Origin of the sequence: Candidatus Thalassolituus haligoni (genome assembly GCF_041222825.1) — a bacterium.
In the GTDB taxonomy this organism is placed as follows: domain Bacteria; phylum Pseudomonadota; class Gammaproteobacteria; order Pseudomonadales; family Oceanobacteraceae; genus Oceanobacter; species Oceanobacter antarcticus.
In genome coordinates, this window is sequence record NZ_CP139482.1 from 2,376,771 (window position 1) to 2,402,309 (window position 25,539).

The 25,539-nt window shown below is 49.6% G+C and carries 23 protein-coding genes; 6 read left to right on the plus strand and 17 right to left on the minus strand.

Features of this window, described 5'->3' with window-relative positions; translation table 11 throughout:
- Window positions 1-2 precede the first annotated feature (2 nt).
- The 7 genes from SOJ49_RS10650 to msrB form a co-directional block, all read right to left on the minus strand.
- Window positions 3-2,210 (minus strand): glycosyltransferase, encoded by a 2,208-nt coding sequence (locus tag SOJ49_RS10650; RefSeq protein WP_369854485.1) that lies wholly within the window; start codon window positions 2,208-2,210, stop codon window positions 3-5.
- Between the two features lie 11 nt (window positions 2,211-2,221).
- The gene (locus SOJ49_RS10655; protein WP_369854486.1) at window positions 2,222-3,832 is read right to left on the minus strand and encodes a polysaccharide biosynthesis/export family protein; all 1,611 of its coding nucleotides are present in this window, start codon (window positions 3,830-3,832) and stop codon (window positions 2,222-2,224) included.
- A 3-nt stretch (window positions 3,833-3,835) separates the two neighbouring features.
- A complete protein-coding gene (locus SOJ49_RS10660) occupies window positions 3,836-5,074 on the minus strand; it encodes a lipopolysaccharide biosynthesis protein (protein WP_369854487.1) in 1,239 nt (412 codons plus the stop codon).
- A gap of 9 nt (window positions 5,075-5,083) precedes the next feature.
- A complete protein-coding gene (locus SOJ49_RS10665; RefSeq protein WP_369854488.1) occupies window positions 5,084-5,743 on the minus strand; it encodes an ABC transporter ATP-binding protein in 660 nt (219 codons plus the stop codon).
- Window positions 5,740-6,534: an ABC transporter permease gene (locus tag SOJ49_RS10670; RefSeq protein WP_369854489.1), complete on the minus strand. Its 795-nt coding sequence runs from the start codon at window positions 6,532-6,534 to the stop codon at window positions 5,740-5,742. The genes SOJ49_RS10665 and SOJ49_RS10670 overlap by 4 nt, the downstream gene beginning before the upstream one ends.
- A 7-nt stretch (window positions 6,535-6,541) precedes the next feature.
- Entirely contained in the window at window positions 6,542-6,781 is a 240-nt protein-coding gene (locus tag SOJ49_RS10675; protein ID WP_369854490.1) for a hypothetical protein, read from the minus strand.
- A 64-nt stretch (window positions 6,782-6,845) separates the two neighbouring features.
- On the minus strand, window positions 6,846-7,286 hold the full coding sequence (gene msrB / locus SOJ49_RS10680) for a peptide-methionine (R)-S-oxide reductase MsrB (RefSeq protein WP_369854491.1): 441 nt from the start codon (window positions 7,284-7,286) through the stop codon (window positions 6,846-6,848).
- A 243-nt stretch (window positions 7,287-7,529) separates the two neighbouring features.
- On the opposite strand from msrB, the gene SOJ49_RS10685 reads away from it, so the two are divergent.
- Both SOJ49_RS10685 and SOJ49_RS10690 read left to right on the plus strand, forming a co-directional pair.
- Entirely contained in the window at window positions 7,530-8,747 is a 1,218-nt protein-coding gene (locus SOJ49_RS10685; RefSeq protein ID WP_369854492.1) for a pyridoxal phosphate-dependent aminotransferase, read from the plus strand.
- 37 nt (window positions 8,748-8,784) lie between these two features.
- Window positions 8,785-9,210: a hypothetical protein gene (locus SOJ49_RS10690; RefSeq protein WP_369854493.1), complete on the plus strand. Its 426-nt coding sequence runs from the start codon at window positions 8,785-8,787 to the stop codon at window positions 9,208-9,210.
- A gap of 35 nt (window positions 9,211-9,245) precedes the next feature.
- Here SOJ49_RS10690 and pdxB read toward each other — a convergent pair whose 3' ends face one another.
- Window positions 9,246-10,430 carry a 4-phosphoerythronate dehydrogenase PdxB gene (gene pdxB, locus SOJ49_RS10695; protein ID WP_369854494.1) on the minus strand — a complete coding sequence of 395 codons (1,185 nt, stop codon included), beginning with the start codon at window positions 10,428-10,430 and terminating at the stop codon, window positions 9,246-9,248.
- 414 nt (window positions 10,431-10,844) lie between these two features.
- On the opposite strand from pdxB, the gene acnB reads away from it, so the two are divergent.
- Complete coding sequence (acnB, locus tag SOJ49_RS10700) at window positions 10,845-13,448, plus strand: bifunctional aconitate hydratase 2/2-methylisocitrate dehydratase (protein WP_369854495.1); 2,604 nt, start codon at window positions 10,845-10,847, stop codon at window positions 13,446-13,448.
- A 127-nt stretch (window positions 13,449-13,575) separates the two neighbouring features.
- Here the strand turns inward: acnB and SOJ49_RS10705 are convergent, their stop codons facing one another.
- The 5 genes from SOJ49_RS10705 to aspS all read right to left on the minus strand — a co-directional run bounded on the left by SOJ49_RS10705 (window position 13,576) and on the right by aspS (window position 19,800).
- A complete protein-coding gene (locus SOJ49_RS10705; protein ID WP_369854496.1) occupies window positions 13,576-14,121 on the minus strand; it encodes a DUF1566 domain-containing protein in 546 nt (181 codons plus the stop codon).
- Between the two features lie 2 nt (window positions 14,122-14,123).
- Window positions 14,124-15,905: a DUF1566 domain-containing protein gene (locus SOJ49_RS10710; protein ID WP_369854497.1), complete on the minus strand. Its 1,782-nt coding sequence runs from the start codon at window positions 15,903-15,905 to the stop codon at window positions 14,124-14,126.
- Window positions 15,906-15,942: 37 nt separating this feature from the next.
- On the minus strand, window positions 15,943-16,467 hold the full coding sequence (locus SOJ49_RS10715; RefSeq protein ID WP_369854498.1) for a DUF1566 domain-containing protein: 525 nt from the start codon (window positions 16,465-16,467) through the stop codon (window positions 15,943-15,945).
- Complete coding sequence (locus tag SOJ49_RS10720) at window positions 16,460-17,842, minus strand: DUF1566 domain-containing protein (protein ID WP_369854499.1); 1,383 nt, start codon at window positions 17,840-17,842, stop codon at window positions 16,460-16,462. Before SOJ49_RS10720 ends, SOJ49_RS10715 begins: the two co-directional genes overlap by 8 nt.
- Before the next feature lie 176 nt (window positions 17,843-18,018).
- Window positions 18,019-19,800, minus strand: coding sequence for an aspartate--tRNA ligase (gene aspS / locus SOJ49_RS10725; RefSeq protein ID WP_369854500.1), 1,782 nt, complete (start codon window positions 19,798-19,800; stop codon window positions 18,019-18,021).
- A gap of 187 nt (window positions 19,801-19,987) precedes the next feature.
- Here aspS and SOJ49_RS10730 point away from each other — a divergent pair, with 187 nt between their 5' ends.
- Entirely contained in the window at window positions 19,988-20,680 is a 693-nt protein-coding gene (locus SOJ49_RS10730) for a uracil-DNA glycosylase family protein (protein WP_369854501.1), read from the plus strand.
- A gap of 16 nt (window positions 20,681-20,696) precedes the next feature.
- Here the strand turns inward: SOJ49_RS10730 and SOJ49_RS10735 are convergent, their stop codons facing one another.
- Both SOJ49_RS10735 and SOJ49_RS10740 read right to left on the minus strand, forming a co-directional pair.
- On the minus strand, window positions 20,697-21,491 hold the full coding sequence (locus SOJ49_RS10735; protein WP_369854502.1) for a hydroxyacylglutathione hydrolase C-terminal domain-containing protein: 795 nt from the start codon (window positions 21,489-21,491) through the stop codon (window positions 20,697-20,699).
- 12 nt (window positions 21,492-21,503) lie between these two features.
- A complete protein-coding gene (locus SOJ49_RS10740) occupies window positions 21,504-21,962 on the minus strand; it encodes an HIT domain-containing protein (RefSeq protein ID WP_369854503.1) in 459 nt (152 codons plus the stop codon).
- Window positions 21,963-22,574: 612 nt separating this feature from the next.
- Between SOJ49_RS10740 and SOJ49_RS10745 the strand changes: the two genes are divergently transcribed.
- On the plus strand, window positions 22,575-23,774 hold the full coding sequence (locus tag SOJ49_RS10745; RefSeq protein ID WP_369854504.1) for a GNAT family N-acetyltransferase: 1,200 nt from the start codon (window positions 22,575-22,577) through the stop codon (window positions 23,772-23,774).
- Between the two features lie 18 nt (window positions 23,775-23,792).
- On the plus strand, window positions 23,793-24,002 hold the full coding sequence (locus SOJ49_RS10750) for a hypothetical protein (RefSeq protein ID WP_369854505.1): 210 nt from the start codon (window positions 23,793-23,795) through the stop codon (window positions 24,000-24,002).
- A 21-nt stretch (window positions 24,003-24,023) separates the two neighbouring features.
- On the opposite strand, the gene SOJ49_RS10755 is transcribed toward SOJ49_RS10750, so the two are convergent.
- Both SOJ49_RS10755 and SOJ49_RS10760 read right to left on the minus strand, forming a co-directional pair.
- Complete coding sequence (locus SOJ49_RS10755; RefSeq protein WP_369854506.1) at window positions 24,024-24,650, minus strand: MarC family protein; 627 nt, start codon at window positions 24,648-24,650, stop codon at window positions 24,024-24,026.
- Window positions 24,651-24,735: 85 nt separating this feature from the next.
- Window positions 24,736-25,230: a TIGR00645 family protein gene (locus SOJ49_RS10760; protein WP_369858059.1), complete on the minus strand. Its 495-nt coding sequence runs from the start codon at window positions 25,228-25,230 to the stop codon at window positions 24,736-24,738.
- Window positions 25,231-25,539: the final 309 nt, after the last annotated feature.

Consider the following 25,539-nt stretch of genomic DNA (forward strand, 5'->3'; position numbering starts at 1 on the left):
TGTCAAGCCCCCAACAAACATACATCTTTATAATCGAACCGGCAACTATAGAGAAACTGCTCACCCTTCAATGAAAGATTATTATTATAAAATTCATCTGTTTTAAGGCGAGTACTCCATTTTTTCTGCATATATTCAATTTCGCCAGCAAAGCGCTGCAGTTTTTCCGGTGTATCTTCATACCCTCTACTCAAAGACTCGTGATGATACAAAAGCACATGGGGAGTCCAGATATTTCGATAACCTGAAAAATGTACTTTTAGACAAAAGTCGACGTCATTAAACGCCACAGTAAGGTGCTTCTCATCAAGACCTCCCACCTCATCAAATACGGTCTTTTTAACCGCAAGACACGCAGCTGTCACCGCGCTGGCTTGCCGAACGACTGCTAATTGTGCAGCTTCTCCAGGAGAATCCTGAGGTAGAAGCTTAAATTGATGTCCGGCAACACCTCCTGAACCCAAAAGAATGCCTGCATGTTGAATAAGTCCATTGGTATACAGTAATTTTCCGCCCACGCAACCCACCCCTGGGCGCATCACATGAGCAATGAGTTCTTCAAGCCAGCCACCATCAATTACTTCCACATCATTATTTAGGAGAACAACAACGTCACCTTTAGCAAAGCGAACTGCATAATTATTGATTGCAGAATAATTGAACGTATGTGGATATTTCAGCAACGTCACCAAACCTTTTGAATCAATCTCTTCGAAATATGCGATATCTTCTGGATCGTCAGAATTATTATCAATCAGAATAATTTCAAAATTTTTATGAGTTGTCTTCTTGTATATAGAGTCAATTGCACAACGAACCACATCCCCACAGTTTTTTGTTGGCATTATTATCGACGCCCTAACATCAGGTCTCTTTTTCCAAAGCACCCGATACGTATTCGGAATATCACCATACTCGACCATCTCTACCAGCGGGTTGCCGGACAAAACATCCGATACCGCTTTCCGGCCAGCCACAGAGGTATAGCTTTTCTGATCAGATGACAGTGCTGTAGAGCCCTCAACCATACGCCAATGATATAAAACAAAAGGAATGTGAATAATGCTTTGCTTGTTCCAGCCAATAGCGTCAAGGCAACGTAAAACCAGATCATGATCTTGGCTTCCCTCTACCCCCTTTCTAAGACCCCCAATGTGACGCACCAATTTCGCTCGGATCACAGACATATGTGACATATAATTCTGGGCCAATATTCGCTCAGGATCAAAATTAGGTTTAAAATGCGGATCTACTCGATGCCCAAAGGCATTTATCTTGTCTTCATCCGAATAAAATACATCCGCATCAGGATTCCTGAGAATTTCGTCTGCGACAACCTCCAAGGCATACGGAGGTAATTCATCGTCATGATCCATGAATACAACATAATCACCAGTAGCCAATGACAGTGCATCATTGGTTGCAACGGAAATATGACCGTTTTGCTCCCGGAATACAGCCTTGATCCGGTCGTCTCGACTTTGAAAATTAACGATCAGCTGCTTCAGTTCATCTGAACCAGAGTAGTCATCCGCCAGACACAGCTCCAAATTCTGATAGTTCTGTGACAGTACCGACTGAACACATCTACGGAACAACTCCAGGTTCGGCTTATACACTGGAACTACCACAGATAATTTTGGCATATAAGTGCCTGACTCCAACACATTGCACTGCTCCAAGCGTTCTTTAACGAGCTTGGGTTCCACCAGCAACTGCCACTCCGAATAGCTAGAAAACCTAGATTTGAATATTTCGTTGTATTCCGGCATTCCCCCGGAAATTTTTCGGGCTGCCAGCTTTTTTTCAATCAATTTCTGAGCATGAAAAGAACTTAGTCTTACCATACTGAGACGTTTGATATCAAAATTGCATTCACATCCCATAGGGTCAAACCTTACATGTGAGCCCCTGGGGAAATACACAACTCGTTTGACAAGATTTCCAGTTGTGTAAACCAAGGAGTAACTGTTTACTTCAGAATAACCATCTCCCGAGTCGTAATAAAATTTCGATTCTTGTGCAGGAATATCGGAGTTAATACACAACTCAACCATGTACCAGCCGCTCAAGAGACCCGATAGATAGAATTGAGGGTCTGACCCCGTAGATGTGAAGTGACCAACATCTCGTTCTTGCAAGTCAGCCCCCATCTGCATGGAAAATCTCAAATCCCTTTCAAAGAATTTCTTTTTCATTCCTTTAAACATAACCAATCTCTTTATAAGGCAAGTGCGACAGCAGCAGACACTGCGATTTGATATATCACCTGACTGATATCCTTGGTCAGCTGAAGAGCCTTAAGCTTTGGCTTGGCAAGCACGAATATTTCATCGCCAGGCTGAACAAGCTTTTTATCACCCAAGTCGGACGATGCCCGCACAAAAGTACCATTACTTTTCATAATCAGAACATTTAGTCCCGATAGCTCACTTGTCGCACCACCAGCCTGATCTACATAATTTTTGATATTCATTTTCGACTGATAGGAAACGGCAGTAGGAAACAGAACCTCTCCATGAATCATGACAAGGTTTCTTTTAATAGGCACAACGACTTTATCGCCTTGATCAAGTACAATTTTGGCGGGATCATACCCATCAAGCAGCACAACCTGACCTTTTGGCTGTATTTTTTTTGCTCGCTCAACCCATTGCAAAACCGTTTCGGCTTCTGCTTTTCTAAGCTCTGCGGTTTCTCTTGTTGCGGACCTAGCTGTCAGCACACTTTGCTCAAGAGCGGATAGCGACGCCATTAGCATTTCTTTCTGACGCTTGGCAACAGATGCCCGATAGAGTTGCAGAGAATCACGATCAGATAGGGCCGAAAATTCGATTTGATTAATAAGATCATCCAAAGTACTACCCCACGGGAGCACCATTTCAGTGGAAGAATTATGCTCGCCAACTACCTCAACACTGATACTCCTAGGGCGTAATTGGGATGAGAACTTCACTCTTGAACCACTTTTAACCACCACACCCTTTATGCTGTTAAGAGAATACTGGTAGGCGTTGATATCCGTTCCATCTGGCTCAAGTAAAGTAACATGAGTCGATGACTCATTTAACGCAACATAATCGACAATCGTTGTCAATATATCGCTGTCGCCTCTCAATTCAAATCGACCATTAAATCCAGCATCTCCTTCGATTTGTACATAACCGGAGCGTGAACCCACCAAAATCAAATCTCCATTTTGAAGCTGGACATCTGGCATTTCACCACTTTTCAAAAAACGGTACAGGTCTATCTTGGCAACCCCACTTCCCTGGCGAATAACTTGTACATTTCTATAACCACCAAGATTCTTTTTAATACCACCTGCGGCATCGATATACCGAAGAATACTATCAGCACTTTGACCTTCATAAATACCAGGTTTCTCTACCATCCCAGACACAAAGATTTTTACCGTTTGACTACCCAACAAGGCAACATAAGCATCGACATTAGATTTAAAAACACGTTTTATCGATTTAAGAACAACTCCATTAAGTGACTTGTTCTCCACTCCCTGCACATTGATAGGGCCAACCCTGGGAATAAATATATTGCCTCTTGGATCAACAACAACCTCTCCCTGGAAATCCACACCACCCCATATTTGTACCAGCAATGTATCACCCTGACTAACTTTATAAATCGGATTAAGCCCGTTAAAGGATACTTCACCAAACCCCCCATCAAATAGCCAGTCAGCGTAAAGCGGTGTTGAAGGAGCAACATCCAACTCCATATTGGATTTAAACTCATCCACTCCCTGAGACAACTCAAGAGCATTAACAACCAGTCCCCAAAACAACAATATTGAAACCAATAAAAAATGCATCACTTATTCCTTATGCTCCCTGATAACAGTCGCCGCCAGGGACACCAAACCAAATGCCAAGATTAAAACGAGCAACCATGTCACCAGCTTATGGGGCTTGTTGGGGTACCTCGGTTCATCCGTCACGCCTGGGTTTTCTACAATGAGCAGATGCTTCAATTTCTGAACAGCCTGACTTCTAACAGAGTCCAGACTGACTAGCGCAGAGCGATACAAATCAGATGTCATCTCTACCGCCATCGATAGTTCCTGATACTCGGCAGTGAGGCGATTTAAACCATTACTATCTGAGTCCGTCACCTTCTTTTTCTCTTCTTCTAACTGGCTTTTCAAAGCCAATAGAAGGTTTTTCTGCGCCAAAACTTCCGTTGTATTATCGTGCATCACGGACTGAATCTCCTTTAGCTTGGCTTCCTCCTTGATAATCGAGACTTGGAGTTCGTTTATACCGGTTACGATCCCCCCCCCCTCTTCCTGAGGACTCAACAGCTTGTTAGTTTCCTGAAAAACAATCAGCTTTGTCTGCCACTCAGATAATAATCCATGGGCACGAATAACTTCTTCCTTAGCATACTCAACCTGTTCTTTAAACATTTTATCGCCAATATTATTAATAAAAACTTCACTAAGATTAATTATTTTATCGGCGACTAATTTCGCGTATTTCGGATCAAAAGCCTGAACTTCAACTTTCAGTATCCCTGACACCTCATCATGGTAAATAAGAACGTGTTTTTTATAGTATTCATAATATTTCTCAGTCGTAGCATCGACCGATAGCTTGCTGAAAATATCTATATCATCACTCTGATAATGCGTCTTTAAGCCTATTTCTGAATCAAGCTCCAGAGCCAATTTTCTCGAACCTATATATGCTTTCACTAGCAACGCATCATTGGTACCCGTACCAAACCCGGTAAGAAGTGACAGACTGTTTATATTAGATTGGGAACCTGATTCTTTAACAACAAACTGCGTTTCTGACACAAAGCGTGGAGAAGAAATAATCAAATAATACAGCGCAATCAAAAAGTACAATATCAAGAATGCAACAATTACCATATTCTTCTTAAGGAATCCACTAACCCGGTAGCTCGTCGTTTCTTTGATTGCTTCAACGTCAGTCTCTTTAACATCGAGATAAGAACTCTCAAAAAGAGCAAATTCCGGTTGTACGAAGCATTCTCGAATCAGCTTGGCACGTTCATGCTGATTTTGCTTCTCTGTGCTATTGTACGTCATGAGAGCAACTTACCCATTTCTATCATAAAACCTGACCGCATCATCAATGTTTTCAAAATATTTCAGCCCACCGCTATGTATAACCAACCCGGCACTACAAAAATTCTTGAGCTGACCAATAGAGTGATTAACCATAATAATACGAGTTGAAGCAAAACGCTTTTTAAGCAGAGTCGCTGCCTTATCTTTAAATTTTGCATCCCCAACTGCGGTTATTTCGTCGATCAGCAGCACATCAAAATCAAATTCCAGAGCCATAGTCATACCTAGCATGACCCGAGATCGCATACCAGATGAATAACTTTTCATTGGTTCATCGAAATACGACCCAATCTCGGCGAACTCTTCGACTTTATTTTCCATCTGGCGAGTGTTTTTAATCCCGTGGATACGAGCAACAAAGCGGGCATTTTCTCTGCCAGTCATGCTTCCCTGAATTCCCCCCTGAAGACCAAGTGGCCACGAAATTTTCAAATCAGAGGTGATTTTTCCAGCATTGGGATGCTCGGCTCCCCCCAGCATTCGGATAAATGTGGATTTACCAGCGCCATTTCTGCCAAGAACGCCAATGTTATTATCCAATGGTATGTCAAAATCAATATCTTTAAAAATATAATGTCGCCCGACTTTTGTTGGATACCACTTCGAAACTTTTTCAAGCCTTATCATGGTGAAACCAACTTGGTTCTATAAGAAACAAACAGAAGCAACCCAATGAAATCGGTAAAAACCGTAACTTGTGCAACAAAGCTCAAAGAAGCGAACCCAGGGTTATAACCGTAGTAATAGGATTCCCGTATCAACTCCAAACAATGAAAGACAGGATTCCAGTCGAGTAACCCCCAATACTGCGTCGGCACCATAGAAGCGCTATAAAACACACCAGAGACAATCATCATCGGAGTCATGATAACGTTTACAAGTTTAGAGAGGTCTGGAAAGTACTCAAAAAGAACACACAGGATCAGTGCAATTCCGATTGAAAAGGCCATTAACAAACCCAGTGCCACCAAAACACCCAAAAGAGACACGGGTGCAGCTTGATAGCCCAAGAACCAGTACATTGAAATCATCAGCATAACAAAAACAATTGCTGTCGTCGCCAGCTCGATGAGCAAACGTGTAATGACCGGATCAATAGGTTCAACTTGCCGATATGCCATGAGACCCTTATTGGATAGAACCGAGTGACTTAATTGAGAAATAAGCTTGGTAAATAATTTAAAGGGAACCAGGCCCACAACCATGAAGACCGGGATATCTATCCCTGACAGACTGGTACGCCCCATTAGAGAAAATACAGCCGTTAGCAAAGCGGCCTGGCCTGCTGGCTCGGCAATCGCCCAAAAGTAACCGAGGCGACTTCCCCCAAATCGGGTACGAAGCTCACGAATAAATAACGCAAAAACCGTATCCTTCATTATCCCCAGCGGCGTTCGCTGTTTGATCTGGCGATCCACAATACTACTATCCCTGAAAAATTTCGGCTGGAGTTTGAAAAATATGCACGAAACCAAATGAGGAGGCTTCTCCAGAAAGCCCCTCACCAAAGCTGTGCGAGTATACACAAGATTGCAGCGGCAACCACCAAACACCCGCTAACCAGATGTTAGGAATGCTCTGAATGACTTCACACAGCTGCACTGGCAAAACAGAACTAGGATGCAAGGCGATGATTATCGCGATAATGAAAAGTCTTTTTCTCATTAACCAACACCGCAATGGCGAGCTCTGCGCCTGCGAAGAATGGCGATTTTTGTTCAATTCTGCATCAACCTCGCTCTTCAAACACCAGCGAAGCCGAATTGATACAAAATCTCAAGCCCGTTGGAGCAGGCCCATCTTCGAACACATGCCCCAAATGGGCATCGCAGGCTGCACAAATGACTTCCGTCCGAACCATGCCGTGCGACGTATCAATACGTTTTTCAACCGCGCCAGCCATCTCCTGATAGAAGCTGGGCCAGCCACAGCCGGCGTCAAATTTGGTATCCGATACAAACAGCGGCTCACCACAACAAGCACAGCTATAAACACCAAGCTCCACTGTCTGGTAGTACTTACCGGTAAATGGCCTTTCAGTTCCAGCCTCTCGGGTAACGAAGTAGGTATGAGGATCCAGCAATGCTTGCCACTCTTCAGGAGAGCGTTTCACTCGTCGAGCAACACGCTCCCCAGTGGCTATAGTCTCTTCACTCTTCTTGTCACTCATTCGCTTATTTCCCCTTGCTACATACACTCACGCACATCATGCCAGATTTTCTTGGGCGATATTTTTGCTTGTACCCACGACTAGACGCCATTGGGGACTTTAAGCTTTAAATTCCCAAGGGTATCATCTCGCCCCTGTCGATCATGCGTCAAATGACATCGACCCCGTTTCCTATTTTTCGTTCGGCAGTACCGTGCATCCCATGTTGCTGCGGCATCCGACCAGTACAAGGCTCCCTCTTCGATGCAGGAAATTCGCAAATCCGACAAGCTGGCTAATGTTTTTTACGATCTTCGCGGCCCGGTTCTTCAGGCCGCCAAGCGCATGGAGGAGGAAGGTCACCGGATACTGAAACTGAACATTGGCAATCCAAAACCCTTCGGCCTGGATGCCCCTGAAGAAATCATTCAGGACGTGATCCACAATCTGCCCGATTCCGAGGGCTATTCAGACTCCAAAGGCCTGTTTTCTGCGCGAAAAGCCATCATGCAGTACGCCCAGCAGAAACACATCGCCAATGTCGGCATTGAGGACATTATCATCGGCAATGGCGTCAGCGAGCTGATTGTTGCTTCCATGCAAGGGTTGCTGAATAACGGTGATGAAGTACTGGTTCCGGCACCCGACTACCCGCTATGGACCGGCGCTGTCGTGCTCGCAGGCGGACGAGCGGTTCACTACGTTTGTGATGAGCAATCAGAATGGTATCCCGACCTGGACGATATGCGCGCCAAAATTACCAACCGTACCCGCGCCATGGTCTTGATCAATCCCAACAACCCTACCGGTGCGGTTTACCCTACCGAGTTGCTGCTGGGCATGCTGGAAATTGCCCGAGAATTCAACCTGATCGTGTTCTCGGATGAAATCTACGACAAGATTATTTTTGATGGCATAACACACACATCCACAGCTTCACTGGCTGACGACCTGCTGATCATTACGTTTAACGGCCTGTCCAAAAACTACCGTTTGGCGGGTTTTCGCTCCGGCTGGATGATCATCAGTGGCGCCAGACACAAAGCCCGAGATTACATAGAAGGGCTGGAAATGCTGGCCTCCATGAGACTCTGCGCCAACGTACCCGCCATGTACGCAATTCAGACCGCACTGGGAGGCTATCAGAGTATCGACGACCTGGTCGCAGAAGGCGGGCGCATTCGCCAGCAGCGGGATATCGCCTGGGAAGCACTCAACAGCATCCCGGGTGTCAGTTGTGTCAAACCCAAAGGCGCGCTGTATTGCTTCCCGAAAATGGACAAGGACAAATTCAACATTTTGGATGACGAACGCATGGTGCTGGATCTGCTGGAACAACAAAAGATTCTGATCGTGCACGGCACTGCGTTTAACTGGAAATCGCCCGATCATTTCCGCGTTGTATTTTTACCCCGCCCTGAAGACCTGACTTTGGCGATGAGCCGGATTGATCAGTTTTTCCGTGGCTACGTGCAAGCCTGAAATTTTCACCATCAGACCCAATGGAAACGGCCCCACTATGCTTGATGTTCATATCGACGATTTTTTCAAGGACTGCGCTACCATCCTGCTGATAGGCTTCAGGCATTTTCCTCGTCCTCAAACCCTGTTTATTGAGGACATCTCGGGACCGGATCAGATGGATGAATTTGGCCTGCACAGCAATCGCCACCTGGCTGCACTGGGTACGTTAGGATGGCTCAAAGAGGAAGGGTATATACGTTTTAGTGGCCAGGATCGCCAAGAGTCAGTCGATGATTTTGTGTTGACCAGCAAGGCACTGATGCGGCTGCTGGCACCGGCAAAGAGTAACAATCCGGATCGAGGGCACGACCTGCCAGAGACACCAACACCTGTTATTCAGGTGTTGGAATTTGCCCGGTTGCAAAGTGATACCACCTGGATCAGCCAGATCGTTCAAACCAATTTGATCACTTCACCCTGACACCTTCTCTGTCATCACGGTGAAATTACCCAACCCTATTTGGTTCTGACAGCAAACCCGGCAGAGGCCAATAATTGCTGCAAGTCGACGCACTTGGCGGGAACACCCACCTTCATCGTAGGAATATCCCGACGCAGTGGATAATCCCGACGTAACTGATCAAAGGTCTGTTTAACGTCCTCCGCTCGTGACATGGCTGAACGCATTTTACCGTCATCAACACGCACTTCATAAGCGGCTCGAATCGCCGTACGCAACGCCTGATTTAACGGTACCTGATCAGAAAAATTCACCCGCCGAATACCAGGTTCTGGCAAAAACTGACCCAACTTGCGCCGCATCGGCAGACCAAAATACTCACACACGGCCTGATAAATCATTTCCGTACCACGCATCTTACCGTCCAGAGAATAACCAGCGATATGCGGTGTCGCCAGCATACAGCGATGCATCAAGGCAAGATCCAGATGAGGTTCTTTCTCCCACACATCCAGAATTGCCTCAAAATCGTTGTGCGACCTCAGGTGAGCCAACAATTCAGCATTATTCACCACCGCTCCCCGACTGCTGTTGATCAAACAGGCATTCTGTTTCATTTGCAGCAGCTGCTCGGCACCCATCAAATGCCGGGTGGGAAATTCCCCATCATTCACCAGCGGAGTATGCAAACTCACCACATCCGCCTTCAGCACTTCCTCAAGTGACGTCAGTGGCCCCACAACAGCTGGATCCTTGAACGGATCCGTCGCCACTACGTCAACACCCATTTCTTCAAGCCGCCGACGCAAACACAGCCCGACGTTGCCAACCCCGACAATACCCACGGAAAGATCAGCAAAAGACACGCCTCGCACATCAATCAGTACACTGAGCGAACTTAATACGTAATCCACAACGGCTTGCGCATTACAACCAGGGGCACTGGCAAAGCCAACATTTGCACGCTGCAGATAGTCGAGATCAATATGGTCTGTGCCAATCGTTGCGGTTCCAACAAACTTGACCGGGGTTCCCTTGAGCAAGGCCTCATCAACGGCTGTTACAGAACGCACCAGTAATATATCGGTGTCCGCCAGCTGATCAGCAGTCAGGCTACGGCCATTAAAGCGCCGAATTTCACCAAACTCAGAAAAGAAAGAATCTACCAGAGGAATGTTTTCGTCAGCGGCTATTCGCACGAGGGTGTTGTCCAGTTGGAATACAGGGCGACATTTTGTCAAGCCACACCCATCTTTACAATGACCAGCAAGATTCTGTCAAAAAAAGCCGACGATCAGCCAAACACGGATACTCCGGGTGATTGCCTTTCAGGATAATTGCCTGGTATCAGGACACAGACTAAACACTGCATTATCGACAAAAGTAGGCATAGAAGCGCCTCTGCACAAAATACCGGCAAAAGGGATGGCCATGTCGAATTCCACCCGGTTCATTTTCTGGATGAATGGCCGACATTGGTAAAAACCCTTAGATCAAAGGCAATTACGACCATTGGCTTCCTTAACCGAAAGGCAGTAATCAAGTATACTTGCGCCCCTGCATTCCCAATGGAACAACACAATCTGAAGGTTGCCGGCACCCTCAAAAGGGGAACCCGGGTGAATCTGAAGATTCATAGAGATGAGGAAAACACCGTGTTAGAAGCTTATCGTGCTCACGTTGCCGAGCGAGCAGAGCTGGGAATTCCACCCAAGCCTCTGAATGCTGAACAGACAGCTGCTCTGGTCGAGTTGCTGAAAACTCCACCCGCTGGCGAAGAAACCACTCTGGTTGACCTGCTGGAAAACCGTATCCCTCCGGGTGTCGATGAAGCGGCCTACGTAAAAGCAGCGTTCCTGACTGCCATTCTGAAAGATGAAGCGACTTCTCCACTGATATCCAAAGAAAAAGCAATTCAACTGCTGGGTATGATGCAGGGTGGCTACAACATCGCGACATTGGTTGAACAGCTGGATAACGCTGAACTGGCACCTCTGGCCGCGAAAGAACTAAAGCACACCCTGCTGATGTTTGACGCCTTCAACGACGTTCAGGACAAAATGAACGCTGGCAATGCTATCGCCAAAGAAGTGATGGAGTCCTGGGCCAATGCTGAATGGTTTACCAACCGCAACAAGGTTGCTGAATCCATCAAAATGACCGTATTCAAGGTGACTGGCGAAACCAACACCGACGACCTGTCACCGGCCCCGGATGCCTGGTCGCGTCCTGATATCCCACTGCATGCCCGTGCTGCGTACAAGATGACCCGCGACGGCTTAGAGCCTGAAGAGCACGGTGTCACTGGCCCGATGTCTCAGATCGACGCGATCAAAGCCAAAGGCCTGCCGGTTGCTTTCGTTGGTGACGTGGTGGGTACCGGTTCTTCCCGCAAGTCTGCTACCAACTCTGTTCTGTGGTTCTTCGGTGACGACCTCCCCGGCGTACCGAACAAACGTGGTGGTGGTATCTGTATCGGTTCCAAGGTTGCCCCTATCTTCTTCAACACCATGGAAGATGCCGGTGCACTGGTATTCGAAGCACCTGTTGACAACATGAACATGGGTGACGTGATTGAAATTCGTCCATATGACGGCAAGATTCTGAACGAAGCCGGCGACGTCATTTCCGAATTCGGTTTCAAATCTGAAGTTATCCTGGACGAAGTTCAGGCTGGCGGCCGTATTCCGCTGATCATTGGCCGTGGTCTGACCACTAAAGCCCGTGCTGCTCTTAGCCTCGGCGCCACCGACCTGTTCCGCCTGCCGGTAGATCCGGAAGCTGGCACCAAAGGCTTCACACTGGCACAGAAAATGGTCGGCAAGGCTTGCGGTCTGGATGAAGGCCAGGGCGTTCGCCCAGGCACTTACTGCGAACCCAAGATGACCACGGTCGGTTCTCAAGACACCACAGGCCCGATGACCCGTGATGAGCTGAAAGATCTGGCCTGTCTGGGCTTCCAGGCAGATCTGGTGATGCAGTCTTTCTGTCACACAGCGGCTTACCCCAAGCCAATTGACGTGGAAATGCAGCATACCATGCCTGATTTTATCCAGACCCGTGGTGGTGTGGCTCTGCGTCCGGGCGACGGTATCATCCACTCTTGGCTGAACCGTATGTTGCTGCCTGACACCGTGGGTACTGGTGGTGATTCTCACACCCGTTTCCCAATGGGCATCTCCTTCCCTGCCGGTTCTGGCCTGGTTGCCTTCGCCGCTGCGACGGGTGTTATGCCACTGGATATGCCTGAGTCTGTACTGGTGCGCTTCAAAGGTAATATGCAGCCTGGTATTACCCTGCGCGACCTGGTTCACGCCATTCCGTTGTACGGTATCAAGCAAGGCATCCTGACGGTTGAGAAAAAAGGCAAGATCAACGAATTCTCCGGTCGTATTCTGGAAATCGAAGGTCTCGAACACCTGACGGCTGAGCAAGCATTTGAATTATCAGATGCTTCTGCTGAACGTTCTGCCGCCGGTTGTACGGTCACTCTGTCAGAAGAATCCATCGCTGAATATCTGCGTTCTAACATCGTCATGCTGCGCTGGATGATCTCTGAAGGCTACGGTGATCCACGTACTCTGGAGCGTCGTGCTCAGGCAATGGAAGCATGGCTGGCCGATCCCAAGCTGATGCGTGCCGACAAAGATGCTGAATATGCCCATATCATCGAAATCGATCTGGCTGATATCAAAGAGCCTATCGTCTGCTGCCCGAACGACCCGGACGATGCCAAGACACTGTCTGACGTTGCTGGCGTAAAAGTAGACGAAGTCTTCGTTGGTTCCTGCATGACCAACATTGGTCACTTCCGCGCAGCCGGTAAACTGTTGGCTAACCACAAAGGTGGTCTGAGCACCCGTTTCTGGATGTCTCCACCAACCAAAATGGACGAAGCCCAGCTGATGGAAGAAGGTTACTTCAATATCTTCGGTACTTCTGGTGTCCGTACTGAAATGCCAGGTTGTTCTTTGTGTATGGGTAACCAGGCGCGTGTAGCATCCGGTGTTACCGTATTGTCGACATCTACCCGTAACTTCCCGAACCGTCTTGGCGATGGTGCCAACGTCTACCTGACCTCTGCCGAACTGGCATCCGTTGGGGCTATTCTGGGTAAACTGCCAACCACCGCAGAATACATGGAATACGCCAACAAGCTGGATAGTATGTCTGGTGAAATCTACAAGTACCTGAACTTCGACAAGATGGACGAGTACACCAAGAAAGCGGCTACCGCCGTTATCGCTTCCGACAAGTAACCCCGTCAGCAGTACTGGCCTTGCCGGTGCTGCTAGCGAGATAAAAATCGACAGCAATAAAAAACCCGACGTTTAAACGTCGGGTTTTTTATTAGCACCTCAAATACCTGATAACAAACAACGTCTCTTAGTCTGCATCCCGCACAACCATAAACTGCAGACTCTCCGATTTGGATTTCGTCTCTTCCGACCCTTTATCAAACGTTATAATTCGGGTGGTATCAACCTGAAAACTGCTGGTCGTCGAGCTCCAGTAGGTAGAGTTATTATAACTGGTCGGGAATATATCAACATTAATCGCAAATGCAGTACAACGCCGCTCCACAATCGTTCTCAGTTCTGTGATATTAGGTAAGCGCCAGTCATTGTATCCAGCCAGAATCAGGTTTTCAGCCGCTGCCAATGCCAGAGACCAAGTGTAATAGCTTTTACGATCCGTTGATTCATCAAGGTCGCATGATTTAGCCGTTGCATTCCAGTCATAATCGATTGGACATCGCCGCCACATCAACCCAGTGGGTGTATGCGTCACCGTGTCGCCATGCTGTACAAAATCACTCGATGGCGTATACAAGACAGCTCCTGGCACACAAGCCTGGCTCGCGGCATGACAGATCCCGGATATAACACCAACACCAAGCACCAGCGACCACAGAATCGGTTTTATGACCATATTCACCCCCCTACAAGACGAACAAAAAAGGATTTGCTTTTAGCCAGCTGCGAGCCACTGGTATCCGTACCGCTCACCACCCCTTCATTAAAATCAACCGCCCAGGCCGCCCAATCCTCCCCGCCATACACATCAGATGTCCAATAAACACGGGCATACAGCGTATTGGGAAAATAATCCTCATCAATCGAAGGCGCTGTGACTGAATGATCGATGATCGAAGACAACTCATCAACCGAGGGTAAACGCCAGGCGCTATAACCACACAAAGCGATAGAATTCATATAGTCTACATAAGCAGCGGTATTGCACTCATCGTCCAGGTTACACACCCCTCCACCACTTTCTGTACCCACACCATCAGTGCCGCCGTTTATCGAAGTATCGGTGCTGTACCAGGTAAAATACGAATTACTATCCCTTTCTGTGCCAGAGCCCGAAGCGTCTTTTACTTCCCATAACAGCCCAGTATTCACATCCAGAACACACGACCATTCCTCGGCAGCTGCCGCCAGCGCGATGCCCTCCGAGTCGAGTTTGATAAAATCAAATCCAGCCTTACCCGACCCTTCTTTAACCAGGCTGGCATCAGCATCCCTGCCATAATCCGCATCTTGACCACCAAAGTTCGTATTTGGGCAAACCGTTTCGGCAGTAGCCGAATAACAGGCAGTCAGACCCGTATCATTACTTTTGCCTGTCGCACCAATGGTTACAGCAATCGTACTGGTCGCAACCGCCTCGTCACTCGGATCACTTTCGTACTCACCACGCACCGCAGACACCCTGAAGTAGTAGGTTCGGATGGCATCATCGGTGGAACTCAGAACAAAACGGTTTGTGATCACGTCAGTTTCCAGCATGCCCCCCAGATAACTGTTGTAATTGGCCACATCCGATACCGGGATCGTCTCGCGCGCATAATAAACGTTATAGGATGCCGCTGACGCCACCTCATCCCAAGTTAGCGTCACTTCGGAACTGTCAACACTCACCGCTAGATTGTCAGGGACTGCGAGATCGGCAAACAGGGTAATAACCATTTCATCAGAACCGGTTGCGCCTTGTTCATCCGTTGCCAACAGTACCAGAACAATATCCGTGTCTTCTGCCACATCCGGCGCGGTAAAGGTAGCCTTTGCCTCAGTCGCGTCAGACAGATCAATCGCTGGGCCTTGTTGCCGAACCCATTGAAAAGACACAACATTGCCATCCAGATCGGAGGCTGACCCATTCAGGTAAACCGTTTGCCCGATATGAACCTCCTGATCACTGCCAGCATCAACAACAGGTTTCAGATTTCCGCTCTCGTCGTACTCAACATACACATACAGGGTCACCGTATCGGTATCACTGGCGCCAGCGTTGTCCGTCACCGTCAGGCTGAACACCATGTTTTCTGCCACGGTCAGACCGGGGATAATCACCGACGTATTGGCTGAATTCGGGTTAACAATCGCTGCTTCAGTGCCGCTCAACTGGGCCCATTCATACAGCACCACCGTACCGTCTTCGTCGATACCCGATCCTGGTAACAGAACCGTTGCCCCTTCGTACACGGACTGGTCAAGTCCGGCACTTGCGACCGGAGCAACATTGTCAGGATCAACCGTATCGGTATCCCCACTGTCAGTATCAGTGCCAGAGCCAGAGCCAGAGCCATCCGTTGCTGAGGAGCCAGTCGCATCAGGGCCGCTTTGTGCCCCACAACCAGCCAACGCCGTTAATAGCATAAACACCAGAACCCGTCTCAGCATGCCAACTTCGGTTTTAACGTTCTTCATTTCAGCTTTCCATGAATTAAAAGCGAAGTACAAGTCATCACATATCCCTCACTAACAACAGATATCCCTTGAGATACAACGCGTCTCGTACCCGACCATTATAAAAATCCACCATCAGGATCGTTGGCTGACCATTGTGATTATTTCTGGCGGATGCACTCCAAAAATATCCGCTGGTTATTTCAGGAAAATAATCAGTATTAACAGCCGGGTTGACACATTGCCACTCCACCAGGCTCTGCAGCTCATTGATATTGGGCAAGCGCCAGCCCGAGTAACCCGCTAGCACAACCTCATCGGCATAGCCATAGGCCGCCGCCAGCGACAGGCGCTTGGCCGTGCCAGCACATTCCCCATCTTTCCACTGCTGGCCATACAGACAAGAAAACCAGAGCAGCCCTAGCTGTGGCTCATAGAGAGAGCCATCCAACTGTGTTTCAAAACGCTCATTGGTGGTATCTGGCACGGTGTCCAGACATTGTTGCGCAGCAACCGCCGAGCTACTGAATAGCCAGTACCCGAGCCACGCTGTCACCAGTGATTTCAGCCAATCTTTATTCATCAGAATCCCCATCACTGACCATGATCACCCGAGCAGTTGCTTGCTTGTCATATGAGGTATCCGTTTTACCATACAAATTAACCATCCAGGCCTGATCCGGAGCATCGGCGCGGGTGGCTGAGGTCCAGTAGTAATAATCAAGGGCGAACTTGCAACCACCCCCATCCAGCAGACAAGCCCCGGCAATATCTGAAATCGAGCGTAATTCCGACACCACTGGCAAGCGCCAGCTGCTCTCGCCACAGAGGGTTCGCCGATTAAGAGCCATCGCATAAGCAGCGGTATTGCAGACACCAGCGACACATTCCGGCCCCGCTTCCAGCCCAGAATATCCACCGTTAGTCGTTTCATCGGCCATATACCAGCTGAACTGATGCACCGGATTACGCAGGGAAGTCGCTGAGTTTTTCAGCTCCACCACCAATCCGCTGACATTGTCACGAATACAATCTGCCTGTTCGCTACCGGGCGACAACACCGTACCGTCAGCATCCAGCAAGGTCCAGTCAAAGCCCCCCAGGCCGACGCCCGTTTTATTGAGACTGCCCGCCGCTGCCGCTGCGGTACGTCCCGACTCTGCATCCTGCCCGATCAGCCCCGTCACCGGACAATCAGCCCAGTTGCCGTCAAGATCCACACACTGGCTGACCGTCGTGTCATTTAACGGACTGGTATAAGTAAAAGCCTTGCCGATCACCCTTGCTACTTCTGCGGTGGGCTGACTTTCCGCAACCAGGGTGTCGCTGGTGTAGGTTGCCACGAGCAAAAAGAAATATTTCTGACCGTTAGTAAAATTCATCTGATAGCTGGTAGTGGTGATTCCACTTTCAACGCCAGCACCATCCAGTGATTCGTAATAAATCAGCGAACTGATGGCATTAAACGTTTGGCGGGCGTAATACACAGAGTAAGTAATCTCTCCATCAGCACTATCCGGTAAACTGATGGCATCCCAATCGAGTACAACCCCACTGGCATTAACCGGGGATCTGACCTTGAAACTGGTCGGGGCTGCTATTCCTGCCGCCACAATCACCGTCACCTTCGCGCTGGAACTGCCGCCCTGGTTATCCGTTGCCGTGATACGAAACACCAGCTCATACCCGTCCAGTCCAACAGGTGCTTCAAAGGTCAGCGTATCAGTCGCTGCTCCCTCAACCTCTACGACCTCGCCAGACACTTGCTCCCAGAGATACCCCTCAATCGAGCCATCCACATCACTGGCAGAGCTCCTCAAGGTGACCTCTGCACCACCGGCAACGGCGATCGTGGAAACCACCGAGAGCGAGGGAGCCGTATTCGTATCGCCATTGGAAGCGCCGCAACCAGTAAGCAAAGAGAAGCAACCAAACAGAGCGAGAGCACGCAGCAGCAAAATACACACCTGAAGTGGCGAGGAAGGTTCGAATTATAACGACTATTTCATAGAATTCGACCAGACAGGCAATGCCTGACATAAATATACCCGTGGCCGCAATATAAGGATATTCAATCTATCCCAAAAAAAAACGGGAGCTTACCGGCTCCCGTTTATCATGGCACAGCAATCACTTAACTCGCGGATTCAGCCTTTGGCTTTTCGCGCAGCTTGATATGCAAATCACGCAGCTGGGCGTTGCTCACCTCGCCTGGTGCCTTGGTCATGACACAGGCCGCTGACTGGGTTTTCGGGAAGGCAATCACTTCACGAATGGAGTTTGCACCAGTCATCAACATAATCAGACGATCCAGACCAAATGCCAGACCACCGTGCGGTGGAGCACCAAACTTCAGCGCATCGAGCAGGAAGCCAAACTTTTCTTGCTGTTCTTCTTCACTGATACCCAGGGCACGGAATACCGCATGCTGCATCGACTGATCATGAATACGAATGGAACCACCGCCCAGCTCACAGCCGTTCAGCACCATATCATAGGCACGGGACAGGGCTTCCAGAGGCTTGGCTTCCAGTTCTTCAGCAGAACAACTTGGGGCGGTAAACGGATGGTGCAAGGCTGAAATCGAGCCGTCGTCATTGGCTTCAAACATCGGGAAGTCGACCACCCACAATGCCGCCCACTCGCTGGTATACATATTCAGATCTTCACCCAGCTTGCAACGCAGTGCACCCAGTGCCTCATTAACCACCTTGGTTTTATCAGCACCAAAGAAGATGATATCGCCGTTTTTGGCTTCCAGTTTCGCCATGATCTTCATGGTGTTGTCAGCGCCGATGAATTTAATGATCGGCGACTGCAGGCCTTCAACGCCTTCCTCGATATCGTTGACCTTGATCCACGCCAGACCTTTGGCACCGTAGATACTGACAAACTTGGTGTATTCGTCGATCTGCTTGCGAGACAGCTCGGCACCACCAGGTACTTTCAAGGCCGCAACACGACCGTGTGGATCCTTGGCAGGAGCCGCAAACACCTTGAATTCGATGTTTTGCAGGAATTCCGCCACATCAACGATTGCCATTGGAATACGCATATCCGGCTTGTCGGAGCCGTACTTGTTCATCGCTTCAGCATACGGCATGCGCGGAAAGTCACCCAGGTCAACGCCCAGTTCTTTCTGGAAGATGCCTTTGATCATGTCCTGAGTCAGACCCATGATGGTGTCTTCGTCGATGAACGACGCTTCGATATCGATCTGGGTAAATTCCGGCTGACGATCAGCACGCAGGTCTTCATCACGGAAGCACTTGGCGATCTGGTAATAACGGTCGAAACCCGACACCATCAGCAACTGCTTGAACAGCTGTGGTGACTGTGGCAAGGCGAAAAAAGCACCTTCGTGCGTTCGGCTGGGCACCAGATAATCACGCGCACCTTCCGGGGTCGCACGGGTCAGAATCGGCGTTTCAATATCCAGGAAACCGGCATCATCCAGATAACGGCGCACACCGGAAGTGACCTTGGAACGGAACCGCAGCTTGTCTTGCATTTCCGGCCGACGCATGTCCATGTAACGGTATTTCAGGCGAATATCTTCACCCACATCGGTGTAACCATCGAGCGGGAATGGCGGTGTCTGAGCCTTGTTCAGCACGACCACATCCTTACCCAATACTTCAATCATACCGGTTTTCATATTGGCATTAGTGGTGCCATCCGGGCGTCCACGAACACGGCCGGTAATTTGCAACACGTACTCAGAACGCACACTGTCAGCGGTATTAAAAGCGTCAACGGTATCCGGGTCGAAGACCACCTGAACCAGACCTTCACGGTCACGTACATCCAGGAAGATAACGCCACCGTGGTCACGGCGACGATGAACCCAGCCACAGAAAGTAACGGTTTGGTCGATCAAGCTTTCGTTGATATCACCACAATAGTGAGTGCGCATCGTATGGTCCTGCATAACATGTGAGTGTCACGGCGCTGACGTATCGAATCAACGACGTACAAATTTTAAAAGGCAGGCATTATAGCGGAATTCAAACCAGCCGACACTCCCACCCTCTTGCTCACCGCAAAATACTACGGCTATGGTAAGGAGATCATCCATGTAAGGAGCCGACACAGAAACCGACATGACCAACACCACAGACTCAAAGCAACCGCTCCACACGGCAACCACCATAACCACCGACACCGTGTCGCAAACACACTCGCTGGATCTGCTCTTGCAGCGCATCAGGCAATGTACTTGTTGTGCGGCACACCTGCCCTTTCCACCCAGGCCCGTTGTTCGCGCCAGCCACAGTGCCCGGTTGCTGATTATTGGTCAGGCACCGGGCACCAAAGTACAGGCCAGCGGAATTCCCTGGGATGATGCCAGTGGCAAGCGCCTGCGTGAGTGGTTACAGCTGACACCAGAGCAGTTCTACAACGAAGCCGAGATTGCCATTATTCCGATGGGGTTGTGCTACCCCGGCAAGGGGAAAAGTGGTGATTTGCCGCCAAGGCCAGAGTGTGCACCCTTGTGGCATCCAGCGCTGCTGGGACAGCTGCCACAACTGCAGCATATATTGCTGATCGGTCAATACGCCCAGAACTACTATTTGCCGAAGGAGTTTCTGCAACAGCACCCGACCCTGACTGATCGGGTCAGACACTGGCGAGACGTACCAAAACCGTTTTTTGTACTACCTCACCCGTCACCCCGTAATCAGCTTTGGCTGAAGAAAAACCCCTGGTTTGAAGCAGAAGTAATGCCAGCATTACGGCATGCAATAAACGCCGCTAATGGCAGCCAGCCACTGCATCGGACTACGGCCACATAAACGACCAGCTTCAAAACTACCACTGATCACGCAACGTCCGCAGCGCCTTGAAGACATCACGATCACCGTCACCCAACGCCGGAAACGCGTCTTTCAGGCGCTCTCGAATCAGTGGCTGGTGCAAGCGCAAGAACGGGTTGTAGGTACGCTCTTGCCCCAGCGTCATCACCGGCATCTCATCCGCGTCAAACGCCGACACCTGATCCAGCCAGTACTGGATCATGTCGTTGCCAGGCTCGCGAGTGAGCGCAAAGCTGAGGTTGTTTTTCATATAATCATGGCCAGGGTGCATCAGGGTATCGTCTGGCAGCGGCTGAAATTGCGCTACAAAAGTATCGTACAGGGTATCCGGATCACCACCGTTACGGCAGTTACCAGCACAGGCGTTAAACAGGGTGTCGCCAGAAAACAGCACCGGCTGGCCATCCGGGCCACCGTCTTCACTTAACAGGCATAAGTGCGCCATGGTGTGACCCGGTGTATACAACACCGTCAATCGAATAGTCCCCAGCTCAACCACATCACCGGCTACCAAACCACGGGCAACATTCGGAATACGCTCAGCAGCGTTTTTATGCGCCCAGATATCAGCACCCGTCACTTCCTGTACACGGGGATTACCATCGATGTGATCATGGTGTTCATGGGTGTTGAGGATCAGTTTGATCTCATAGCCCTGTTCTTCTGCCAGAGCGAGCATCTCATCGGCACCGAGCGGATCCACCGCAATCGCCTGACGACTCTCTTCGCACCCAATCAGATAATTGAAATTACGCAGATTGTTATTCATGTAACGTCGCAGCACAATCATAAAAGCGCTCCCTTACCAGTAGATGTTGTTTTCAATATCATCGTCGCCATCCATGTCTTCGATAAAATGGCTGGATAACAAACCCTTCAATTCGTGTACCCGTTGCTCCAGCGCATCGACATCATAAGGAACCGCCGGGCTATGACCCCAAACCGGGCCAGGCCAGGCCGGATCCCCTTCCTTGCGAACCACATGATGAACATGTAATTGCGGCACCACATTACCCAACGCAGCCACATTCATCGATTTGGCGGAGTAATGATCGGCCAGCTTTTCCGCGACCCAGGCAGATTCCAGCATCATCTGGGTCTGATCTGCGACTGACAAATGAAAATACTCTCTGGCATCTTTGCGCAGGGGCACCAGAATCACCCAGGGGTAACGGCTGTCGTTCATCAGCAGCACCTGACACAATGGCAAGCGCCCGACAAATACCGTGTCGGCTTGAAGTCGGCTATCGAGGGAAAACATAATACTCTCCTTGGTCACAGACGGATGCATCTTACTCTTATTCGATCAGCACCCATCTGGACATGTGTCAGCACCAGCGGGCGTTCTCAATTATTTGGCACGGCCTGTCAGGAGGATAAATCCCGTCAGGCAAGGCATTGGACGCAGAGAGAGTCCTTTTCAAGTCCAATAACACCGCATGGCGGGATGTTGACCCTGACCCTTCGGGCTGAGGCCAGTGACTTCCAGCACGGCGTTATTCGTCACTTGTTTAACTCGCCAAACCGCGTTTCTCATGCCTTGTTCTGAAACCAACGGGCTCTCAGCAGGCTCGGTTTAATCAGTGATAACGCCTCCTAAGAGTCTGTCGGGCTTAGGGCTGCCCTACTGCGGAAAAGCTGAATCTGGCTCTTTTTTGAGCAAATTCTGGTTAATAAATAGAACCACTATTCGCCTCAAATTTGCGCAAAAATCGCTCAAACCAGTCTTTCCCTCGCGACGAATGCCTAAGTCCGACAGGCTGCTAGCGAACAATATGCCCGTGCTGCCGGTTTGCATGCTTACAGGGCAAACGTTTATCTTCATACGATTTACCCTCATAGTAGGCAAACTCCACATTCAGGTCACTGATTTATGGCGACATTTCAGGTTATAACGCAGATAGCCGACATCGCAGAACAGGACTGGCAAACCCTGCTGCCAGAGCGCTACCCGTTTCTGAGCTACCCGTTTCTGCAAGCGCTCGAAGACAGCGGCTGCATGGGCGGCGACTCTGGCTGGCATCCTGAATACCTGCTACACCGGGACGCCAGCAACCGCCCGGACTGGATTCTGCCGTTGTTCCGCAAACATCACAGCTATGGTGAGTACGTCTTTGACTGGGGCTGGGCCGACGCCTACCAACGTCATGGTTTCCGTTATTATCCCAAACTCTTGTGCGCCGCGCCGTTTACACCAGCTACCGGCCCACGCCTGCTCTACCACGCTACAAACCCGGCACCCTGGCAAGACGCCATCGAAGCCCTGCAGCAACACTGTCGCGATCAACAAGCTTCCGGCTGGCACCTGAACTTCCCCAACAGCAACGATCTTGCCGAGCTGAAAACATTAACCGAACAACAGGGATACCTGCTGAGGCATGCCTGCCAATTTCACTGGTTTAATCGCAACTACACCAGTTTTGAGCACTTTCTGGAATTTTTCACCAGCCGCAAACGCAAAAGCGTGCGCAAAGAACGGCAGCGCGTGCGGGATATGAACATCCATATTCGCCGCCTGACAGGAGAACAGCTGACAGCCGACGTTATAAAACGGTTTTATCAGTGCTACCAACTGACCTACCTGAAACGCGGACAACAAGGCTATCTGAACAACACCTTCTTCTTGCAGCTGGCGGCGACGATGAACCAGCAAATGATGCTGGTCGAGGCCAGCCACAACGAACAACACCTGGCCAGCGCCCTGTACTTTTTTGATGACCATACCCTGTACGGCCGTTATTGGGGTTGCAAGGAAGAAGTAGACGGCCTCCACTTTGAGGCCTGCTACTATCAGGGAATCGAGTTTTGCCTCGAGCATGGGTTGGATCATTTTGATCCAGGCACCCAGGGCGAACACAAGATCAGTCGAGGTTTTGAACCGGTCATCACCTCCAGCATCCACCAGTTGCAACACCCGGATTTCCAGGCCGCCGTCGCCGACTTTATCGAACAGGAAATACCCCAGATATTGAACTACCAGCAGCAAGCGGCAACGTTACTGCCGTTCCGGGAAAATGCCTTTGACGATCTGCCCGCAACACCGCACACTTCCGCGCCCCTGCCACAGCCCTGACAACGAGCACTACCCGCCATGAGCCTGCAAGCCTACAAAGTTGAGCACATTCTGGTTTTTACCAACAAGGGAACCGAGGCCAAACTGCTGGCAGCGCCCCGCTTGAGGCCCATGGAGGAATGGCGTGAAGACGTAGCCGCCTGGGTTGCCCTGCGCGCTGAACGCACACCGGATCTCGATCATCTCGCCGATCCGGCAGCCATTGAACCCTATATTCATCAGGGCTGATCTGTATCAGCAACCTCTCTATCAGGGCACGACATTACCAAGACCAAAATAGATCTGAATGCCCGTTAGTACAGAGTTAACCGCTACCGCAGCGAGAATCAGCCCCATTACCCGACTGATCACACTGGCACCGCCTTCGCCAATCACTTTCTGAATCCGGCTGGCAAGTAACATAAACACCAGCGTCACCACTAACACAGACAGAATCACCAGACTGGTCGCCGCCTGATGAATGATGGAAAAACGGTGATTATCGGTTAGCAATACCGCTGCCATCATCGCCCCCGGCGACGCAATGGAAGGAATTGCCAACGGAAAAACCGCCGTTTGCATACCTCTAGCCACCATACCGATTTCTTCTTCCGGTTTGCTTTCACCAAAGATCATCGTCAATGCAAACAGGAACAACACCAAACCACCAGAAATCTGGAACGCCTCCAGCGGAATTCCCATCGCGTCCAGCAGCAACTCACCGACCAGCACAAAAAACAATAACACCAGCGCTGCAATTGCAGTTGCTTTATAGGCGATACGCCGAATCATCACCGGATCTTTCAGTGATGCCGTGACGGCAAGAAACACCGGAATGGTGCCAATAGGGTCGATTACCGCCCATAAAAATACGAACTGCTTGATCCACTCGTTCATAAAATTCCAGAAAACGTATAGGGGGCGTCAAGACCATAGAAAGCCGCAACAGGGCAACAGCAAAAACCGGCGCTTCCGGCGTTTGTTAATGAGCCTTGCGAGTAACCTTGTCCAACAATCCCATCGCAACCGCCGACGACACAAAGGTCAGGTGGATCACCACGTACCAGAGCAATTTATCATTACTGACATTGTCGGCATTCATAAACACTTTGAGCAGATGGATTGACGAAATAGCCACGATCGATGCCGCCACCTTGTTTTTGAGTGAGCCAGTATCCATTTTGCCCAGCCAATCGAGCTTTTCGGTGTTTTCTCCCAAATCCATCCGCGAGACAAAATTTTCATAGCCGGAAAACATCACCATCACAATCAGCCCACCCACCAGCGCCATATCGATCAGCGACAAAACAACCAGCACCATATCGGTTTCACTGACGTCAAGAATATGCGGCAGCAGGTGCACTAGCTCGCCAAAGAACTTGATACCCAGCGCCACCAGAGCCAGACTCAGGCCCAGATAAATAGGCGCCAAAATCCAGCGCGACGCATACACCAACCGTTCAAACATCTGCTCAATCACCTTGTTAACTCCATTGTCTTATTCCAGATATTCATACCGGATCTTCAGGCCCATAGCTCATCACCGGACAATGTAACCGCATCCCGGCGCAAGATTCCAATCGGGCGCACATTACCATAACCCGGCTTGGCTGCCATACAACCTGAGAGATTTTCAGGTCTGTCATCGCAGACAGCCATATCACGCCTTCAAACCATTTCTTCCAGCCATTCTTCCAGCCACTGCCTCAGCGATACCTATCGGCCAACAAGCCGCCTTCGTCACACTGACTCACTTTCGACCCTGTCGCACCATTAAAAAAGCCCG

Bases quoted from the DNA above. Each gene is read 5' to 3' on its own strand.
- SOJ49_RS10675 (WP_369854490.1), bottom strand. From the start codon at position 6,781: ATGAGAAAAAGACTTTTCATTATCGCGATAATCATCGCCTTGCATCCT.
- SOJ49_RS10710 (WP_369854497.1), bottom strand. From the start codon at position 15,905: ATGAAGAACGTTAAAACCGAAGTTGGCATGCTGAGACGGGTTCTGGTG.
- SOJ49_RS10740 (WP_369854503.1), bottom strand. From the start codon at position 21,962: ATGTTTTCCCTCGATAGCCGACTTCAAGCCGACACGGTATTTGTCGGG.
- SOJ49_RS10735 (WP_369854502.1), bottom strand. From the start codon at position 21,491: ATGATTGTGCTGCGACGTTACATGAATAACAATCTGCGTAATTTCAAT.
- SOJ49_RS10690 (WP_369854493.1), top strand. From the start codon at position 8,785: ATGCTTGATGTTCATATCGACGATTTTTTCAAGGACTGCGCTACCATC.
- SOJ49_RS10755 (WP_369854506.1), bottom strand. From the start codon at position 24,650: ATGAACGAGTGGATCAAGCAGTTCGTATTTTTATGGGCGGTAATCGAC.
- SOJ49_RS10665 (WP_369854488.1), bottom strand. From the start codon at position 5,743: ATGATAAGGCTTGAAAAAGTTTCGAAGTGGTATCCAACAAAAGTCGGG.
- SOJ49_RS10745 (WP_369854504.1), top strand. From the start codon at position 22,575: ATGGCGACATTTCAGGTTATAACGCAGATAGCCGACATCGCAGAACAG.
- SOJ49_RS10650 (WP_369854485.1), bottom strand. From the start codon at position 2,210: ATGTTTAAAGGAATGAAAAAGAAATTCTTTGAAAGGGATTTGAGATTT.
- SOJ49_RS10750 (WP_369854505.1), top strand. From the start codon at position 23,793: ATGAGCCTGCAAGCCTACAAAGTTGAGCACATTCTGGTTTTTACCAAC.
- SOJ49_RS10705 (WP_369854496.1), bottom strand. From the start codon at position 14,121: ATGGTCATAAAACCGATTCTGTGGTCGCTGGTGCTTGGTGTTGGTGTT.
- SOJ49_RS10660 (WP_369854487.1), bottom strand. From the start codon at position 5,074: ATGACGTACAATAGCACAGAGAAGCAAAATCAGCATGAACGTGCCAAG.
- SOJ49_RS10730 (WP_369854501.1), top strand. From the start codon at position 19,988: ATGACCAACACCACAGACTCAAAGCAACCGCTCCACACGGCAACCACC.
- SOJ49_RS10715 (WP_369854498.1), bottom strand. From the start codon at position 16,467: ATGAATAAAGATTGGCTGAAATCACTGGTGACAGCGTGGCTCGGGTAC.
- msrB (WP_369854491.1), bottom strand. From the start codon at position 7,286: ATGAGTGACAAGAAGAGTGAAGAGACTATAGCCACTGGGGAGCGTGTT.
- aspS (WP_369854500.1), bottom strand. From the start codon at position 19,800: ATGCGCACTCACTATTGTGGTGATATCAACGAAAGCTTGATCGACCAA.
- SOJ49_RS10655 (WP_369854486.1), bottom strand. From the start codon at position 3,832: ATGCATTTTTTATTGGTTTCAATATTGTTGTTTTGGGGACTGGTTGTT.
- SOJ49_RS10685 (WP_369854492.1), top strand. From the start codon at position 7,530: ATGCAGGAAATTCGCAAATCCGACAAGCTGGCTAATGTTTTTTACGAT.